This window comes from Hydrocarboniphaga sp. FW305-C-57, from assembly GCF_058783045.1.
Map to the genome: position 1 here is coordinate 247,934 of NZ_JBYSYG010000007.1, position 17,942 is coordinate 265,875.

A 17,942-nucleotide genomic window follows, 5' to 3' on the forward strand; every position below is an offset into this window, starting at 1 on the left:
ATCAACTGCAGACGATGCGCAGGCCTTTCCGGCAAGCGGAGACCCTTTCCAATGTTGCAACGAGTGGCCAGACTTTTGGCCGTGGTCGCGATTCTTTTCGCCGGCGCTCCGGTGGCTTGCGCGGCCGATGCGCTGTACGGCCCGGTGCGCCCGGGCGAGAGCTTCTGGGCGATCGCCGACGCCCTGCGCGACAAGCCGCGCGTGAGCCAGGAGCAGGAGATGCTCGCGCTCTACCTGTACAACACCGAGGCCTTCGTCGGCGGCCTCGACGGACTGCAGAAGGGTGCGACGCTGCGCGTACCGACGGCCGAGCAGGCGCTCGAGATTTCGCAGCAGGACGCCGGGCGCTACATCGCCAATCTGCATCGCTACAAGGGCGTGCCGCCGTCGATGCGGCATCTGGTGCGCAAGGCCGGCGCGGCGGCTCCGGCGAGCCCGGCTGAAGAAAGCGCGGTCGCACCGCAGCCCGAGCCGGCTTTGCCTGCGGTCGCGCCGGCTTCGGAGACCCGGCCCGAGCCCACGGTGGCGGCCGCGACGCCCGCTCGGCCCGAAGAAAATCAGAGCCCGGCCGCGACGGGCGGAGCGACGCCGGCAGCCGAGACGGCCGCAGCTGCCCCCGCGTCCGAAGACGCGAGCGCCGTCGAAGCGCTGCCCGCAGCCGAGGCGGTCGGTCAGCAGGCCGCCGCCGAGCCCGAAGCTGCGCCCGCCTCGGCCAGTCCCGCGATCATCGAGTCAGCCGCACCGCGGCCCGAGCCGGAAGCCGAGGGCGGCACCGACATTTTCGGCGTCCACGTTCCGCTGCCGGCGGACCAGCTGGTCATGGCCGGCTTCGGCGCCGTATTTCTGTTGCTCGTGCTCGCGCAGATCCTGCGTGTCGCTCGCTCGCCGCGCGAAGACCCGCAGCCGGCTCCGTCCGCGCCGCCGCGTCGGGCTCCCGTCGAACCGCTCATCGCGCCGGTCGCCGCGGCCAGGCCCGAGCCGGTCGAGGAGCCCGCTCCGGAGCCGGTACGCGAACCCGATCCGGTTTTCGTCACCCCGGAATCCGAAGCCGCCACCCCGATCATCGAAACGCCCGAGCCGTTGCCCGAGGAGCCGCCGGCGCTGAACGATGCGATCGCCGACGCCGACTTCCAGCTCGGCTACGGCCATTTCGACGAAGCGATCGCCGGGCTCGAAGAGGCGCTGCTGATCACGCCGATGAGCCGCGACGTGATCATGAAGCTCGCCGAAACCTACGCCGAAGCCGGCCGCGCGGCCGAATTCGAGCAGCTCGTCGCGCGTTACAACGGCAGCTTCAGCGATTCCGACTGGATGCGCGTGCAAAGCCTCGGCCGGCAGTTGCGGCCGGAGTCGCAGCTGTTCGGCGGCTGGGTGCCGGTGCCGCTTGCGCCGGCCGGCTGGCTGCAGCCCGTGCCGGACGATGCGCTCGACCTCAGCACGCCGGCGGCTTCGCTCGGGCAGGCGATTCCGGCCGACCAGCTGCCGCCCGAATTCGGCGACTTCGATCTCGGCAGCCTGGAGTCCGAGGACGGCCCGTTCACGACCGACGATGTCGGCACCAAGCTCGATCTCGCGCGTGCCTATCTCGACATGGACGACCAGGAGATGGCGCGCAGCCTGCTCGACGAGGTGATCGAGCAGGGCAACGACGCGCAGAAGCAGGAGGCGCAGGTCTTGCGCGATCAGCTGCCCGCGCAAAGTCCGAATCCCGGCGCATGACGCGCTGGGCGGCGGCGGTCGAATACCTCGGGACCGCGTACTCAGGCTGGCAGTCGCAGTCGCACGCGCCTTCGGTGCAGGGCGCGCTCGAAGCCGCCTTGAGCAAGGTGGCCGCGCATCCGGTGGCGGTGTCGGCGGCCGGTCGCACCGACACCGGCGTGCATGCCTTCTCGCAGATCGTGCACTTCGACAGCGAGGCCAGACGCAGTGACTATGCCTGGCTGCTCGGCACCAATTCGAACCTGCCCGAAGACGTTTCTCTGCGCTGGGTGCAGCCCGTGCGCGCGGATTTTCATGCGCGGCACAGCGCGATCGCGCGGCGCTATCGCTACGTGATCCACAACAGCCGCTCGCGCTCCGCGCTGCTCGAAAAGCGCGCGACCTGGATCAACTGGACGCTCGACGCCGAGGCCATGCATCGGGCCGCGCAGGCGCTGGTCGGCGAGCTCGATTTCTCGGCCTTTCGCGGCTCCGAATGCCAGTCGACCACGCCGATGCGCTGCGTGACCGACATCGGTGTGCGCCGCGAGGGCGATTTCGTGCTGCTGTCGATTCGCGCGAACGCCTTTTTGCATCACATGGTCCGCAACATCGCCGGCACGCTGATCGAGGTCGGGCAGGGCAAGCGGCCCGAGGCCTGGGTGGCCGAGGTGCTCGCGAGCCGCGATCGCACGCTTGCCGGCGTGAACGCGCCGGCCGCGGGTCTATACTTCGTCGCCGCCGATTACCCCGACGAGTTCGGGCTGCCGGCGACACCCGATTTCTGGTTGCCCTGACTCCAAGATTCCCGTGCGTACCCGCATCAAATTCTGCGGCCTGACCCGCCCCGACGATCTCGATCTCGCCGTCTCGCTCGGCGTGGACGCGATCGGCCTGGTGTTCGATGGGCGCAGCGAGCGTGCGCTGTCCGCCGAACAGGGGCGAGCCTTGCGCGACCGCGTGCCGGCCTTCGTCTCCTGCGTGGCCTTGTTCCGCGATGCCGAGGCCGGCTGGGTCGAGCGCATCGTCGACGAGGTGCAGCCCGACCTGCTGCAGTTCCACGGCAGCGAGACGCCCGACTTCTGCCGGCGATGGCGACGCTCCTATGTCAAGGCCGTGCCGATGGGTTCGCCGCAGGATCTCGAGGACTGGCGCCGCCAGTTCGCCGATGCCCGTGGCCTGCTGCTCGACAGCCACGCGCCCGGAGAACTCGGCGGCACCGGCCAGCGCTTCGACTGGTCGCAGGCGCCGAAGCGCTTCGGCCACTTCTGGGTGCTAGCCGGCGGCCTGTCGCCGGGCAACGTGGCCTCGGCGGTTACAATGGCGCGGCCCGATGCGGTGGACGTTTCCAGCGGAATCGAATCCGCTCCCGGACTCAAGGACGCGCACAAGATGCGCGCCTTCGTCGAGGCGGTGCGCAGCGCCGACTCGCAACTCGAACGATCATGACCAAAGAAACTGAACAGCAGTACTTCGAGCAGTACCCCGATGCCCGCGGCCACTTCGGCCCCTATGGCGGCCGCTTCGTCGCCGAAACCCTCATGGAGCCGCTGCGCCAGCTCGAGGAAGCCTACGCCAAGCTCAAGCACGATCCGGCCTTCCTGGCCGAACTCGACAAGGATCTGAAGCACTACGTCGGCCGGCCGTCGCCGCTGTACCACGCCGAGCGCCTGAGCGCGGCCTGGGGCGGAGCGCAGATCTGGCTCAAGCGCGAGGACCTCAATCACACCGGCGCGCACAAGGTGAACAACACGGTCGGCCAGGCCCTGCTCGCCAAGCACCTCGGCAAGACCCGCATCATCGCCGAGACCGGCGCCGGCCAGCACGGCGTGGCGAGCGCGACGATCGCCGCCCGCCTGGGCCTCAAGTGCGTGGTCTACATGGGCGCCGACGACGTCGAGCGCCAGTCGCCGAACGTCTACCGCATGAAGCTGCTCGGCGCCGAAGTGGTGCCGGTCACTTCGGGCACGCGCACGCTCAAGGACGCGCTCAACGAGGCGATGCGCGACTGGGTCACCAACGTCGACGACACCTTCTACGTGATCGGCACGGTCGCCGGCCCGCATCCGTATCCGATGCTCGTGCGCGACTTCAATTCGGTGGTCGGCCGCGAAGTGCTGGTGCAGGCACCGGCGCAGATCGGCCGCCTGCCCGATGCACTGGTCGCCTGCGTCGGCGGCGGTTCGAACGCGATCGGCCTGTTCCACCCGTTCATCCCGCACACCGAGGTCAGGATGATCGGCGTCGAGGCGGGTGGCGACGGTGTCGAGACCGGCCGTCATGCGGCCCCGCTGTCCGCCGGCAAACCTGGAGTCCTGCACGGCAACCGCACCTACATCATGGCCGACGACAACGGCCAGATCCTCGGCACGCATTCGATCTCGGCGGGTCTCGATTATCCGGGCGTCGGTCCCGAGCATTCCTGGCTCAAGGACATCGGCCGCGTGCAGTACACGGCGATCAACGACGATGAGGCGCTGGCCGCTTTCCACGAGCTCACGCGCCGCGAAGGCATCATCCCGGCGCTCGAGTCCTCGCACGCCGTGGCCCAGGCCAAGAAGATGGCCCCGACCATGAGCGCCGATCAGCACATCGTGGTGAACCTGTCGGGCCGCGGCGACAAGGACATCTTCACGATCGCCAAGCGCGAGGGCATTTCGCTGAGCTAGCGCCGCAGCCTGTCAAAACAAGAAGCCCCGCACTGCGGGGCTTCTTGTTTTGCAGCGGGTGACCGACGTGGGCGACTAGGGCGTACCGGCCTTGGGCGCGGCCTCGGTTTCCCACTTCGGCCGTTCCGGCTTCGTCGTCTGGCCTTCGGCCTCGGGCGTATCGACCACCGCGACGGTGGCCGGCAGGTTCTGCATGTCGATCGTCGAGCGCTCGATCTTGAGCGCCACGCGCTGGACCTCGCCCGGAGCGAAGCTGCCGCCGATCGTCGAGCCGAAGTTCTTGTCCTTGTTGCAGTCGTCGATGCCGGTGCGCCCGAGATCGAGCTTCTGCTTGCCTGCGGGCAGGTGCAGTTCGGCGGTCTCGGCTTCGGCGAGCACCGCAGCCGGCCTGCCGCCGACGCTGACGATGATGAAGCATTCCGAATCGCGATCACCGGGCTGGCGCACGAGCACGAGCGTCGCGCCGCCTTCGATCGGCTCCTGGTAGGCCAGCAGGCGCTCGGCCGGTGCCGGATGGGCATTCAACGGCGGCGTCGGGGCGCTCGCGCAGGCGCTGAGCAGGACGGCGCCGCAGGCAGGGGCGAGGCGGTTTTTCATTGGGTTGAAGGTCTCTTCCATGATGGGTGATGGCTCCGTCAGTAGCAAAACTCGGCCCAGGTCGGCGGCCTTTGCGCGTGGCCTACTAATAAGGAGTGCGCGTGTTACAATTTAGCGCATAAAATTTCTCCTCCCTCAGTACCGCGCGCGGTGTCCGGACCCCCATCCGTCACGCCGCCGAGCCTGCTCATGACCGAATTCGCCAAGGAAGTCCTTTCCGTCAATCTCGAAGACGAGATGCGGCGCTCTTATCTCGATTACGCGATGAGCGTGATCGTGGGAAGAGCGCTCCCCGACGCGAGGGACGGCCTCAAGCCGGTGCATCGCCGCATCCTCTATGCGATGAGCCAGCTCAACAACGTCTGGAACCGCCCGTACATCAAGTGCGCGCGCGTGGTCGGCGACGTCATCGGCAAGTATCACCCGCACGGCGACTCGGCCGCCTACGACGCCCTCGTGCGCATGGCGCAGGATTTCTCGATGCGCCACGTGCTCGTCGACGGCCAGGGCAACTTCGGCTCGGTCGACGGCGACCCGGCCGCGGCGATGCGGTATACCGAATGCCGCATGGCGCGGCTGACCTCGGAGATGCTTGCCGACATCGATTCCGAGACCGTCGATTTCGTCCCGAACTACGACGAAAAGGACGAAGAGCCCGTCGTGCTGCCGACGCGCGTGCCGCAACTGCTCGTCAACGGCAGCGCGGGCATCGCGGTCGGCCTGGCCACCAACATCCCGCCGCACAATCTCTCGGAAGTCATCGACGGCTGCATCGCCGTGATCGACAACCCCGAAATCGACATTGCCGGGCTCATGCAGCTGATTCCGGCGCCGGACTTCCCGACCGCCGGCCTGATCCTCGACGCGCATGGCCTCGCCGAGGCCTATGCGACCGGTCGCGGCCGCATCGTCATTCGCGCGCGCACGAGCTTCGAGACGGTCGGCAACGACAAGCAGGCGATCATCGTCACCGAGCTGCCGTACCAGGTGAACAAGGCGCGCCTGCAGGAGCGCATCGCCGAGCTCGTCAAAGAGAAGAAGATCGAGGGCATCTCGGAGATTCGCGACGAGTCCGACAAGGACGGCATGCGCGTTTACATCGAGCTCAAGCGCGGCGAGAACGCCGACGTGGTGCTCAACAACCTGTTCCAGCAGACCCAGCTGCAGGTGACTTTCGGCATCAACATGGTCGCGCTCGACGGCGGCCAGCCGAAGACGTTGTCGCTCAAGGCCTTGCTCGAAATCTTCGTGCGCCATCGCCGCGAAGTGGTGACGCGCCGCACGCGCTACCTGCTGCGCAAGGCGCGCGAACGCGCCCACATCCTCGAAGGCCTGGCGGTCGCGCTCGCCAACATCGACGAGATGATCGAGCTGATCCGCAGCTCGCCGAATTCCGCCGAAGCCAAGGTCCGCATGATGGCGCGCACCTGGGATGCCGGCATGGTGACGGCGCTGCTCGCGGCGGCCGACTCCTCGGTGTCACGCCCCGAAGATCTGTCGCTCGAATTCGGCATCATCGACGGCGACGGCAAGGCCGCATACCGGCTGTCGGACGCGCAGGCTTCGGCGATCCTCGAAATGCGCCTGTCCCGCCTGACCGGCCTGGAACAGGACAAGATCCACGACGAGTTCAAGGAGCTGCTCGCCGCTATCCTCGATTACCTCGACATCCTGGCCTCGGAAACGCGCCTGCTCGGCGTGATCCGCGGCGAGCTGCTCGCGATCAAGGAGCAGTACGGCGAGGAGCGTCGCACCGAGATCACCACGGCCGCGCTGAACATGGCGCAGGAAGATCTCATCGCGCCGATGGACATGGTCGTCACGCTCTCGCACGAGGGCTACGTGAAGTCGGTTCCGCTGGCCGAATACCAGGCGCAGAAGCGCGGCGGCCGCGGCAAGCTCGCGACGGCCAACAAGCAGGAAGACTTCGTCGACCGCCTGTGGGTCGCACACACGCACGACTGGCTGCTCTGCTTCGGCTCGACCGGCAAGGTCTATAAGCTGCGCGTGTTCGAGCTGCCGACGGGTTCGCGCGGCTCGCGCGGCAAGCCCTTCGTCAACCTGCTGCCGCTCGAAGCGGGCGAGAAGATCAGCGCCGTGCTGCCGATCAAGAAGTTCGAGGACGAGCCCGAGCAGACTGAAAGCAGCAAACGATTCATCTTCATGGCGACGCGCCTCGGCACGGTCAAGAAGACCGAGCTCGGCGCCTTCGCCAATATCCGCAGCAACGGCATCATCGCGCTCGACCTGCGCGTCGACGATTCGCTGGTCGGCGTCGCGCTGACGACGGGCAACAACGACGTGCTGATGTTCAGCGACGCCGGCCGCGTGATCCGCTTCAATGAAAACGATGTGCGCAGCATGGGCCGCACCGCGACCGGCGTGCGCGGCATGCGTCTCGTGCGCCGCGACGAATCGTCCGATGAATCCAGCGAGGCACCGGTGATCGATGGCGAGGCCGAAGCCGCCGAGTCCGCGGACGATCCCGCGCAGGCGCAGATCATCGCGCTGATCGTGGTTTCGCCCGAGACCGAAGGGCAGGCGGCGCCGGACATCCTGACGGTGTCCGAGAACGGCTACGGCAAGCGCACGCCGATCGAACAGTTCCCGCTGCGCGGGCGCGGCGGCATGGGCGTGATCGCGCAGGCGCTGACCGACAAGACCGGCAACCTGATCGGCGCGGTCGAAGTCGGCGACGAGCATCAGGTCATGCTGATCTCCGAGTCGGCCAACCTGATCCGCTTCAAGACCACCGACGTGCGCAGCATGGGCCGCAATACGCAGGGCGTTCGGCTGATGAAGCCGAACGCGGGCGATCGCCTCGTGAGCGTCGATCGCATCGCCATCGAGGCCGATGACGATGCGGCTGCCGACGACACCACGGCTCCGCTCGAAGGCCCGGCCGACGACACCGGCGAATAAGCGCTTTGCCTTCCTCTCCCTCCCGGAGAGGAAGGTATGGGGCGTCGTCATCAAACTGCCGCGTCGCCGTGGGCATGATGGCGGTTTGGTCGCCGACGAACGCGTCAGGGGCCTGCAACTCCAGGGAGTCTGTCGATGTCATCGATGTCCGTCGCGGCCGGCGTTTTGAACGCCGAGTCGAACCGCCGCCGTTTCCTCAAGGCTCTGTTCTTCAGCGCCGGCTCGGCGAGCCTGCCGGCCTGGCTGGTGGCCTGTGGTGGCGGCGGGGATGGCGACGGTGAGTCCGATGGCCGCGGCGTCGAGGGCCTGCAAGGCCGTTTCGCCTCGCTCGGCCCGCTGCGCCCCGAGCCCGACGCCAACGGCGTGCGCACGCCCGAAGGCTTTTCGACGCGCGTCGTCGCGATCGCCGGCGAACTGCCGCGGGCGGCCGGCATGTCGGCTTCCGGGCCTCAGTTGACGGGCGGCGTCGGCTCGCGCCCCTGGCACATCCTCAACGACGGTGGCGGTGTCATCGCGCGGCCGGGCGGCGGCTGGATCTACGTTTCGAATTCCGAAGTGCCCGGTACCGGCAACCTGTCGCAGCTCGGCTCGCAGTTCTCGGTGCTCGGCAACCTGCTCGAATCGCTGGTTCCGGGGCTCGGCGGCGTTGGCGTGCTGGTGTTCGACGCGGACGGCACGATCGTCGATTCGTACTCGATCCTGCGCGGCACCACGTTCAACTGCTCGGGCTGCATCACGCCCTGGGGCACCTGGCTGTCCTGCGAGGAATTCTCAGGCGGGCGGGTCTGGGAATGCGATCCGTTCACGCCGGGGCAGGGCGTGCCGAAGCCGGCGCTCGGCTTCTTCGATCACGAGGCCATCGCAATCGATGCCTCGCGTCGCATCCTCTACCAGACCGAAGACCGCCGCGACGGCCGTTTCTACCGCTTCGTTCCGAGCGCGAGCGACTGGCCGGCTTCGGCCGCGCGTCCAGTGCTGGAGAGCGGCCAGCTGCAGGCGATGGTCGTCGGCGGCGCCGGTGTCGTGGGCGCCTTGACGTCTCCGCAACCCGTGAGCTGGAAGAACGTCACCGACCCGCAGCGCGCCCAGGATCAGGTTCGCGATCCCGAAACCGCGGTGTTCGATGGCGGCGAGGGCATCTGGCTGTTCCGCAACGTGGTCTATTTCACGACCAAGAACGACGAGCGCGTCTGGGCCTACGACAGCGTGGCCGAAACCATCGAGGTAATCTACGACCTCGCCACGGCCGAGCCGCCGAACGACATCCTGTCGGGCGTCGACAACCTGATCGTGACCCCGCAGGGCGACATCCTCGTGGCCGAGGACGGCGGCGACATGCAGGTGGTCGCGATCCTGCCGAGTGGCGAGCTCAAGCCGCTGCTGCAGATCGTCGGGCAGGACATTTCCGAGATCGCGGGCATTTCGTTCACGCCGGATGGCAAGCGCATGTATTTCACCTCGGATCGCGGTGGCCGCAACGGCAGTGGCGGCTACGGTCCGGGCCTGGGCATGCTCTACGAGCTGACGCTACCGGACAATCTCTGAGGTTCGCGGGCTTCAAGCAAAAGCGGCGGGTCATGATCCGCCGCTTTTTTTGCATCAGGATGGTTTCATAACATGTCCTGTTATGTTTTAATCCGCGCCCATGAATTTCAGCCTCCATCTCGATGACGACACGCTCGAGCGTCTGAACCGGGCGGTCGAGCGCAGCGGGCAGACGCGCAACCGGCTCATCGGCCTGGCCGTGCGAGAGTGGCTCAATCGCTTCGAATCGGCCGACTGGCCGCCGTCGCTGCGTGAGCACTTCCGCAACCCGGCGCCCGAGCTGCAGGCCGGGGTCGTCGACTTCCAGGTGTGGAAGCCGGGCGAGGATCGCTAGCGATGGGCGTGCTGCTCGATGCCGCGACGCTCGCCGCGGTCGCCAAGGGGCGGCTGCCGGTGGTGCTCGAACTCGCCAAGCTCAAGCCCGGCGAGGTGAATCTGTCGGTCGTGAGCCAGCTACAGGCCGAGACCGGGCTGCGGCTGGAGCCTCGGGCGCAGGCGCGCTACGGCGGCCTGCTCAAGGATTTCATCGGTGCCGTGCGCGTGATCGACTTCGGTCGCGTCGAGGCCCAGCAGGCGAGCCAGCTGGCCGGTTATCTGGCCCAGCAGGGCGAAACCCTGAGCGGTTTCGAGCTGATCCTGGCCGCCACCGCGCTCGCCCACGGGCTCACGCTGATCACCGAGGACACCCAGCGCTATCTGTCGGTGCCGGGGCTCAACGTCGACAACTGGCTGCGGCCGGGTCGGGCGACGAGCCAGTCCGGGCCGCTGCCCTGACCTTCAAAGCTTTCACCGTTGTTCCAACACCCTAGAAACATCCACAAAACGGAGCTTCCCATGAGCCGTATCTTCAACTTCAGTGCCGGTCCCGCCACCCTGCCGCTGCCCGTGCTCGAACAGGTGCAGGCCGAGCTGCTCGACTGGCATGGCTCCGGCATGGGCGTCATGGAGATGAGCCATCGGGACAAGGAATTCACCTCGATCGCCCAGGCCTGCGAGCGCGATCTGCGCGAAGTGCTCGGCGTGCCGGCCAACTACAAGGTGCTGTTCCTGCAGGGCGGCGCGACCGCGCAGTTCTCGGTGGTTCCGCAGAACCTGCTGCGCGGCAAGACCTCGGCCGATTACATCGTCACGGGCGACTGGGGCAAGAAGGCTTACAAGGAGGCCGGGCGCTACGCCAGGGCCAACCTCGTCGCGAGCGGCGAGGCCGAGAAGTTCACGACGATTCCCGATCGCGCGAGCTGGAAGCTCGATCCGGATGCGGCCTACGTGCACATCACTTCGAACGAGACCATCCACGGCGTCGAATTCCCGGATGCGCCGGATGTTGGCGGCGTTCCGCTGGTCAGCGACATGTCGTCGAGCTTCGCCTCGCGCCCGCTCGACGTCAGCAAGTACGGCCTGATCTATGCCGGAGCGCAGAAGAACGTCGGCCCGTCGGGCATCACCCTCGTGATCGTGCGCGACGATTTGATCGGCCAGGTGCTGCCGGGCACCTTCGCGATCCACGACTACAAGGTCGTGGCCGAGAACGATTCGATGCTCAACACCCCGCCGACCTTCGCCTGGTACGTCTGCGGCCTGGTGTTCCAGTGGATGAAGAACGAGGGCGGCCTCGCCGCGATCGGCGAGCGCAATGCGCGCAAGGCCGCGCTGCTCTACGACTACCTCGATGCGCAGGACTTCTACCGCAACCCGGTCGCCAAGCCGTATCGCTCGAAGATGAACGTGCCGTTCGTGCTCGCCAACGCCGAGCTCGACGCCGAATTCCTCAAGGGCAGCAAGGCCGCGGGCCTGATCGGGCTCAAGGGACACCGCTCGGTCGGCGGCATGCGCGCCTCGATCTACAACGCGATGCCGGAGGCGGGTGTGGCGGCGCTCGTGGATTACATGAAGGAGTTCGTCAGAACCAAGGGCTGATGCTGACGCCGTTCCTCTCTCCCGCTTGCGGGAGAGAGTCCCGCGTAGCGGGGAGAGAGGGGCTGTCTGCACGAGGCGCTCACTTTCCCTGGCAGCCCCTCTCCCGGTCCTTCGGACCACCCTCTCCCGCCAGCGGGAGAGGGGAACATCAGGACGGCATGATGACCACCTTCCGCATCCAAACCCTCAACAACATCTCCCAGCAAGGCCTCGACCGCCTGCCGCGCCCGCGCTTCGAAACCGGTGCTGAAATCGCCCAGCCCGACGCCTTGCTCGTGCGCTCGGCCGATCTGCACAAGGCCGAGATTCCGGCTTCGGTGAAGGCCATCGGCCGTGCCGGCGCCGGCACCAACAACATTCCGGTCGCGGCGATGACCAAGCGCGGCGTGCCGGTGTTCAATGCGCCGGGCGCCAACGCCAATGCGGTAAAGGAACTCGTGCTCGCCGGCCTGCTGATCGCGGCGCGCAATCTCGCGCCGGCGCTCGATTTCGTGCGCAAGCTCGATGGCGACGACAAGGCCATGCACGAGACCGTCGAAGCCGGCAAGAAGAAGTTCGTCGGCATGGAGTTGCCGGGCCGCTCGCTCGGCGTGATCGGGCTCGGCGCCATCGGCGTGAAGGTCGCCAACGCCGCCGTGGAACTCGGCATGGAAGTCTGGGGCTTCGACCCGGCGATGACGGTGCAGAACGCCTGGAAGCTCGATGCGCGCGTGAATCAGGCGCTGTCGGTCGACGAGGTGATTTCGCGCTCGCAGTTCCTGAGCCTGCATGTGCCGCTGATCGAGGCTACGCGCGCGCTCGTCAATGCCGATCGCATCAGGCGCCTCAAGCCCAAGGGCGTGGTGCTGAATTTCGCGCGCGAGGGCATCGTCGACGAAGCCGCCGTCATCGAGGCGCTCAACGAAGGCCGCCTGCAGGCCTACGTCTGCGACTTCCCGTCGAACGCGCTCAAGGGCCATCCGCGCGTGGTCGCGCTGCCGCACCTGGGCGCCTCGACCAACGAAGCCGAGGACAACTGCGCGGTCATGGTCGCCGACCAGCTGCGCGATTTCCTCGACACCGGCAACGTGACCAACTCGGTGAATTTCCCCGAGGCGGTGCTCGGCCTGCTGCCCGGCAAGCACCGGCTCTGCATCGTCAACGAGAATGTGCCGAACATGGTCGGCCAGATTTCGACCGCGCTGGCCCGGCGCAACCTCAACATCGCCGACCTGCTCAACAAGTCGCGCGGCGACCTGGCGTACACGCTCGTCGACGTCGATACGGCGATTCCGGCGGCGGCGGTCGACGAGATCGCCTCGATTCCGGGCGTGATTTCGACGCGGGTGATTTCCGCCCGCTAGGGGCAGGCGAGGCCGCCGGCGAGTCCCCAGCCCGGCCGGCTTGGCGTATCCTTCGCGTCCTTTTTGTGATCCCGACCATGAAACCGACGACGCTTCCCGAAGCCCGAGTCCGCATCGACGCTCTCGACGAGCAGATTCAGGGACTCATCAACGAGCGCGCCCGGGTGGCCGAGGCGATTCGCGACATCAAGGCCCAGGCTGGCGACGTCGGCGACCATTACCGCCCGGCCCGCGAGGCCGAAGTGCTGCGCAAGGCGATGGAACGCAACGCCGGCCCGATCTCGAACGAGACCATGGCCAAGCTCGTGCGCGAGATCATGTCGGCCTGCCTCGCGCTCGAATCGCCGCTGACCGTCGCCTACCTGGGCCCGGAAGGTACCTACACGCAGGAAGCGGTCTACAAGCACTTCGGCCATGCGGTCGAGGCGCGCGCCAAGCGGGCGATCGACGAGATCTTCCGCGACGTCGACGCCGGGCAGACCGCCTATGGCGTGGTGCCGGTCGAGAATTCGATCGGCGGTGTCGTCACCCACACGCTCGACGAGCTCGCCTCGGCGACGCTGACGATCTGCGGCGAAGTGCTGCTGCCCGTGCATCATCACCTGATGGCCAAGGTCGAGCGTCTCGATCAGGTCAAGGTGGTGTTCTCGCATGCGCAGTCGCTCACGCAGTGCCGCAACTGGCTGCATCAGACCTTGCCGCATGCCACGCAGGCGGTGGTCGCGAGCAACGGCGCGGCGGCCCAGCAGGTCGCCGAAACCGGGCAGGGCGCCGCCATCGCGAGCAAGGCCGCGGCCGAGCGCTACGGGCTCAACGTGCTGGCCAGCAACATCGAGGACGATCCGTCCAACACCACGCGCTTTCTGATCATCGGCCGCAAGCTGTCCGACCCGACTGGCCGCGACAAGACCTCGCTGGTGTTCTCGGCGCAGAAGGGCGCGCCCGGAGCCTTGTTCGAGCTGCTGCAGCCGTTCGCCAAGGCCGGTATCAACCTGACCAAGCTCGAATCGCGCCCGTCGCGCCGCGCAGCCTGGGACTACAACTTCTACGTCGACATCGACGGCCATTGCGAGGACGCGCAGATCAAGCCCGTGCTCGACGAAATCCGCGCGCGCGCGGCGCTGTTCCGCGTGCTCGGCTCTTACCCTCAAGCGGTCATCTGACATGTCGGAAAATCCGATCTCCGAAAACCTGTTCCGCAACGCGCTGCCCGGCATCCTGTCGCTGCACGCCTACACGCCGGGCATGCCGATCGAAGAGCTGCAGCGCAAGCTCGGCATCGCCGACGTCATCAAGCTCGCATCGAACGAAAACCCGCTCGGGCCTAGCCCCAAGGTCAGCGCCGCGATCGCCGAAGCCGCCAAGGGCAACCTCGGCCTGTATCCGGACGGCAGCGGCCACAAGCTCAAGAACAAGATCGCCGAATACCACGGCATCGCGGCCGATCGCATCACGCTCGGCAACGGCTCCAACGACATCCTCGAATTCCTCGCCCGTATCTACGCCGGCCCGGGCCGCGCGGTGATGTTCTCGGATTACGCGTTCGCGGTGTATCCGCTCGCCACGCTCGCGCAGAACGCCGAGGCCGTGGTCGTTCCGAGCTATGGCGCCGATCACCCGACGATGCCGTTCGGCCACGATCTTGCCGCGTTCACGCGCGTACTCAAGACGCGCCCGGACGTGAGCCTGGTGTTCATCGCCAACCCGAACAATCCGACCGGCACCTGGAACACGCCGCAGGAAATCGAAGCCTTCCTCGACAGCGTGCCGCCGCACGTGATCGTCGCGCTCGACGAGGCCTACTTCGACTACCAGGACGTGGAACTGCGCTCCGATGCGCGCGTCTGGCTCGATCGCTATCCGAACCTGCTGGTCTGCCGCACCTTCTCGAAGGTCTACGGCATCGCCGGCCTGCGTGCGGGTTATGCGCTGTCGGACGCCAAGGTCGCCGACCTGCTCAATCGCGTGCGCCAGCCGTTCAACAACAACTCGCTCGCGCTCGTCGCGGCCGAAGCGGCATTGGCCGATCAGGAGCATGTCCGTAAATCGGTCGAACTCAACTCGAGCGAGCGCATCCGCGTCGGTGCCGAGCTGCAGAAGCTCGGCCTGCGCGTGCTGCCTTCGCAGGCGAACTTCCTGACCGTCGACTTCGGCCGCGATGCGGCGCCGATCCACAAGGGCCTGCTCGAACGCGGCGTGATCGTGCGCCCGATGGGTTCCTACGGCATGCCGAACTTCCTGCGCGTGAGCATGGGCACCGTGCGCGAGGACGATCGCTTCCTGTCTGCGCTGCGCGAGGTGCTCGCCGAGGGCTCGCGCTAAATGCTGGCGAAGCGGCTCGCAGTCATCGGCCTCGGGCTGATCGGCGGATCGGTCGCCCGCTCGCTGCGCGCTTCGGGCGCGGTCGGCAGCATCGTCGGCTTCGATCCGGATGCGCGCCAGTGCACCGCGGCGGTCGAACTCGGCGTGATCGATGTCGCGACCGACAGCGCGCAGTCCGCGGTCGCCGAGGCCGATCTGGTCGTCGTCGCGGTGCCGGTGCTGCACACGGCCGAAGCCTTCGCGGCGATCGCCTCCGCGCTGCCGGCCAACTGCGTCGTCACCGACGTTGGCAGCACCAAGCAGTCGGTGCTCGCCGACGTGCGGCGCGTGTTCGGCGAACTGCCGGGCTGGTACGTGCCGGGTCATCCGATCGCGGGCACCGAGAAAAGCGGTGTCGCCAATTCGCTCGAGGGCCTGTTCCGCAAGCACCGCGTGATCCTGACGCCGCACGCGCAGCAATCGCCCGAGGCGCTCGCCAAGGTGCGCACGCTCTGGGAGCTTTGCGGTGCGCGCGTCGTCGAGATGGAGCCGGCGCTGCACGACGAGATCTTCGCCGCGACTTCGCATCTGCCGCATCTGCTCGCCTACAGCTTCGTCGACACGCTCGCGGGCATCGATCGCAGCGGGCAGATCTTCTCGAACGCCGGCGGCGGGTTTCGCGATTTCACGCGCATCGCCAGCAGTTCGCCGCAGATGTGGCACGACATCGTGCGCGCGAACGCGGCATCGGTATCGACGATCCTCGCCAGGCAGATCGCCGAACTGCAATCGATGCAGGCGATGATCGACGGCGACCGCTGGGACGAACTCAAGGCCGTTTTCGAACGCGCGCGCAACGCGCGCGAGCACTACCTGACGCAGATCGAATGAGCGCTTCGCTTCAAACCGAATTCCTCGATCTGGCGCCGATTCGCGCCGCACGCGGTGAGCTGAAACTTCCGGGTTCCAAGAGCGTTTCGATACGCGCGCTGCTGCTCGCCGCGCTGTCTGAAGGCGAGACGCTGCTGACCGGCCTGCTCGATTCCGACGACACGCGCGTGATGCGCGAGGCCCTGAAAGCCTGCGGCGTATCGCTCGAGCAGATCGGCGACGCCTGGCGGGTCGGCGGTGCAGGGCGCTTTCCGCTGCGCGAGGCCGACATCTTCGTCGGCAATTCCGGGCTCTCGGTACGCACGCTGGTGGCCGTGCTCGCGTTCATGGAGGGCCGTTACCGGCTGTCCGGCGTGTCGCGCATGCACGAGCGTCCGATCGGCGATCTGGTCGACGCGCTGCGGCCGCTCGGGGCGCGGATCGCCTACGAGCAGAACGAAGGTTTTCCGCCGCTGCTGATCACACCGGCGCAGGCGCGCGCGACGCAGCCCGTGCGTGTGCGTGGCGATGCCTCGAGCCAGTTCCTGACCGGCATCCTGCAGTCCGCGCCGCTGCTCGCGCGCGAGCACGAACTTGTCATCGAAGTCGAAGGCGAGCTGATTTCCAAGCCCTACATCGAGCTCAGCATCGCGCTGATGCAGCGCTTCGGCGTCGAAGTGCAGCGCTCGCAGACGGCGGCCGGCACGCCGCGATTCACGGTCGCGGCGGGCTCGCGCTATTCGGCCCCGGGCAGCTTCGCGGTCGAGGGCGATGCCTCGTCGGCATCGTACTTTCTTGCGCTCGGCGCGCTCGCGGGTGGGCCGATCCGCATACTCGGCATGGGCCTCGCGACGCTGCAGGGCGATGTGCGCTTCGTCAATGTCGTCGCCGCGATGGGCGCGAGCGTGACGCAGGGCGACGACTGGACCGAAGTGCGTTCGGCAGGCCTGGCTTCGGGCTTTCGTCCGAAGGCTTTCGACACCGATTTCAACCACATTCCGGATGCCGCGATGACCGCGGCCGTGCTCGCGCTGTTCGCCGACGGCCCCTGCGTGCTGCGCAACATCGGCAGCTGGCGCGTCAAGGAAACCGATCGCATCGCGGCGATGGCGACCGAACTCGCCAAGCTCGGCGCGCAGGTCGAAGCGGGGGCTGATTTCCTGCGCGTCGTGCCGCCCGCGGTACTCGAGCCGGCGACCATCGATACCTACGACGACCATCGCATGGCGATGTGCTTTTCGCTCGCGGCCTGCGGCGGCGTGCCGGTGCGCATCAACGATCCGGGCTGCGTGGCGAAGACCTTCCCGGAGTACTTCTTGCAGCTCGCTGCATTGACCTCCCACTGAGCCGAGTCGCAGATGACGCCTCACGCCTCAACCCCTGCGCCTGACACGAACGTTCCCGTCATCACCGTCGACGGGCCTTCGGGCGTCGGCAAGGGCACGGTCTCGCGCGGGCTCGCGGCCCGGCTCGGCTGGCAGAGGCTCGACAGCGGGGCGCTCTACCGGATCCTCGCACTGTCGGCGGTCGAGGCCGGCATCGCCTTGAGCGACACCGATGCGGTCGCCGCGCTCGCGGGCGGGCTCGATATCCGTTTCACGGGCGATCACGAAGACAACGAGGCGATCTGGGTCAACGGCCGCGACATCAAGTCCGCCGTGCGCGCCGAGGCCACCGGCGGCCTGGCTTCGCAGATCGCGGCCGCGCCGGCGGTCCGGGCGGCGCTGCTGCAGCGCCAGAAGGATTTCCGCGTCGCTCCGGGCCTGATCGGCGATGGCCGCGACATGGGCACGGTGGTGTTTCCGGATGCGGCGCTCAAGCTGTTCCTGACCGCTTCGGCCGAGGAGCGGGCCCGTCGCCGGCTGCTGCAGTTGAGGGCGGCCGGGCAAGACGCTATATTGGCAGACCTCTGCACCGAAATTAGCACCCGCGATGAGCGGGACCGCACTCGCACCGTGGCGCCATTGGTGCCTGCCAGTGACGCGATCCTGATCGACACCACGCACCTGAATCCCACGCAAGTGGCTGAGCGTGTTGAAGGTTTAGTCAAGGATCGTGGTTTCCTCTGAAGCGTTCCTTC

16 protein-coding genes are annotated in these 17,942 nt (G+C 67.3%); 15 read left to right on the forward strand and 1 reads right to left on the reverse strand.

Annotated elements, in window-relative coordinates:
- Positions 1–81: 81 nt before the first annotated feature.
- Genes AC3WUM_RS15935 through trpB form a run of 4 tightly spaced genes read left to right on the forward strand, consistent with a single transcriptional unit; the run spans position 82 to position 4,367 of the window.
- Positions 82–1,719, forward strand: coding sequence for a FimV/HubP family polar landmark protein (locus AC3WUM_RS15935; RefSeq protein WP_492411290.1), 1,638 nt, complete (start codon positions 82–84; stop codon positions 1,717–1,719).
- Positions 1,716–2,495, forward strand: coding sequence for a tRNA pseudouridine(38-40) synthase TruA (gene truA, locus AC3WUM_RS15940; protein ID WP_492411291.1), 780 nt, complete (start codon positions 1,716–1,718; stop codon positions 2,493–2,495). The genes AC3WUM_RS15935 and truA overlap by 4 nt, the downstream gene beginning before the upstream one ends.
- 13 nt (positions 2,496–2,508) lie before the next feature.
- Positions 2,509–3,147 (forward strand): phosphoribosylanthranilate isomerase, encoded by a 639-nt coding sequence (locus AC3WUM_RS15945; protein ID WP_492411292.1) that lies wholly within the window; start codon positions 2,509–2,511, stop codon positions 3,145–3,147.
- On the forward strand, positions 3,144–4,367 hold the full coding sequence (trpB, locus tag AC3WUM_RS15950) for a tryptophan synthase subunit beta (RefSeq protein ID WP_492411293.1): 1,224 nt from the start codon (positions 3,144–3,146) through the stop codon (positions 4,365–4,367). The genes AC3WUM_RS15945 and trpB overlap by 4 nt, the downstream gene beginning before the upstream one ends.
- 75 nt (positions 4,368–4,442) lie before the next feature.
- Here trpB and AC3WUM_RS15955 read toward each other — a convergent pair whose 3' ends face one another.
- Positions 4,443–4,964: a hypothetical protein gene (locus AC3WUM_RS15955; protein ID WP_492411294.1), complete on the reverse strand. Its 522-nt coding sequence runs from the start codon at positions 4,962–4,964 to the stop codon at positions 4,443–4,445.
- A 189-nt stretch (positions 4,965–5,153) separates the two neighbouring features.
- Here AC3WUM_RS15955 and gyrA point away from each other — a divergent pair, with 189 nt between their 5' ends.
- The 11 genes from gyrA (at position 5,154) to cmk (ending at position 17,931) form a co-directional block, all read left to right on the forward strand.
- A complete protein-coding gene (gyrA, locus tag AC3WUM_RS15960; protein WP_492411295.1) occupies positions 5,154–7,886 on the forward strand; it encodes a DNA gyrase subunit A in 2,733 nt (910 codons plus the stop codon).
- Between the two features lie 135 nt (positions 7,887–8,021).
- Positions 8,022–9,431: an alkaline phosphatase PhoX gene (locus AC3WUM_RS15965; protein ID WP_492411296.1), complete on the forward strand. Its 1,410-nt coding sequence runs from the start codon at positions 8,022–8,024 to the stop codon at positions 9,429–9,431.
- 100 nt (positions 9,432–9,531) lie between these two features.
- Positions 9,532–9,765, forward strand: coding sequence for a ribbon-helix-helix domain-containing protein (locus AC3WUM_RS15970; RefSeq protein ID WP_492411297.1), 234 nt, complete (start codon positions 9,532–9,534; stop codon positions 9,763–9,765).
- A 2-nt stretch (positions 9,766–9,767) separates the two neighbouring features.
- Complete coding sequence (locus AC3WUM_RS15975) at positions 9,768–10,205, forward strand: PIN domain-containing protein (protein ID WP_492411298.1); 438 nt, start codon at positions 9,768–9,770, stop codon at positions 10,203–10,205.
- Positions 10,206–10,265: 60 nt separating this feature from the next.
- Positions 10,266–11,348 (forward strand): 3-phosphoserine/phosphohydroxythreonine transaminase, encoded by a 1,083-nt coding sequence (serC, locus tag AC3WUM_RS15980; protein ID WP_492411299.1) that lies wholly within the window; start codon positions 10,266–10,268, stop codon positions 11,346–11,348.
- A 161-nt stretch (positions 11,349–11,509) separates the two neighbouring features.
- On the forward strand, positions 11,510–12,691 hold the full coding sequence (locus AC3WUM_RS15985; RefSeq protein ID WP_492411300.1) for a phosphoglycerate dehydrogenase: 1,182 nt from the start codon (positions 11,510–11,512) through the stop codon (positions 12,689–12,691).
- 77 nt (positions 12,692–12,768) lie between these two features.
- A complete protein-coding gene (gene pheA / locus AC3WUM_RS15990) occupies positions 12,769–13,854 on the forward strand; it encodes a prephenate dehydratase (RefSeq protein ID WP_492411301.1) in 1,086 nt (361 codons plus the stop codon).
- 1 nt (position 13,855) lies between these two features.
- Positions 13,856–15,013 (forward strand): histidinol-phosphate transaminase, encoded by a 1,158-nt coding sequence (gene hisC, locus AC3WUM_RS15995; RefSeq protein ID WP_492411302.1) that lies wholly within the window; start codon positions 13,856–13,858, stop codon positions 15,011–15,013.
- A complete protein-coding gene (locus AC3WUM_RS16000; RefSeq protein WP_492411303.1) occupies positions 15,014–15,883 on the forward strand; it encodes a prephenate dehydrogenase in 870 nt (289 codons plus the stop codon).
- Positions 15,880–17,208 (forward strand): 3-phosphoshikimate 1-carboxyvinyltransferase, encoded by a 1,329-nt coding sequence (gene aroA / locus AC3WUM_RS16005; protein ID WP_492411304.1) that lies wholly within the window; start codon positions 15,880–15,882, stop codon positions 17,206–17,208. The genes AC3WUM_RS16000 and aroA overlap by 4 nt, the downstream gene beginning before the upstream one ends.
- Before the next feature lie 12 nt (positions 17,209–17,220).
- Complete coding sequence (gene cmk / locus AC3WUM_RS16010) at positions 17,221–17,931, forward strand: (d)CMP kinase (RefSeq protein WP_492411305.1); 711 nt, start codon at positions 17,221–17,223, stop codon at positions 17,929–17,931.
- Positions 17,932–17,942: the final 11 nt, after the last annotated feature.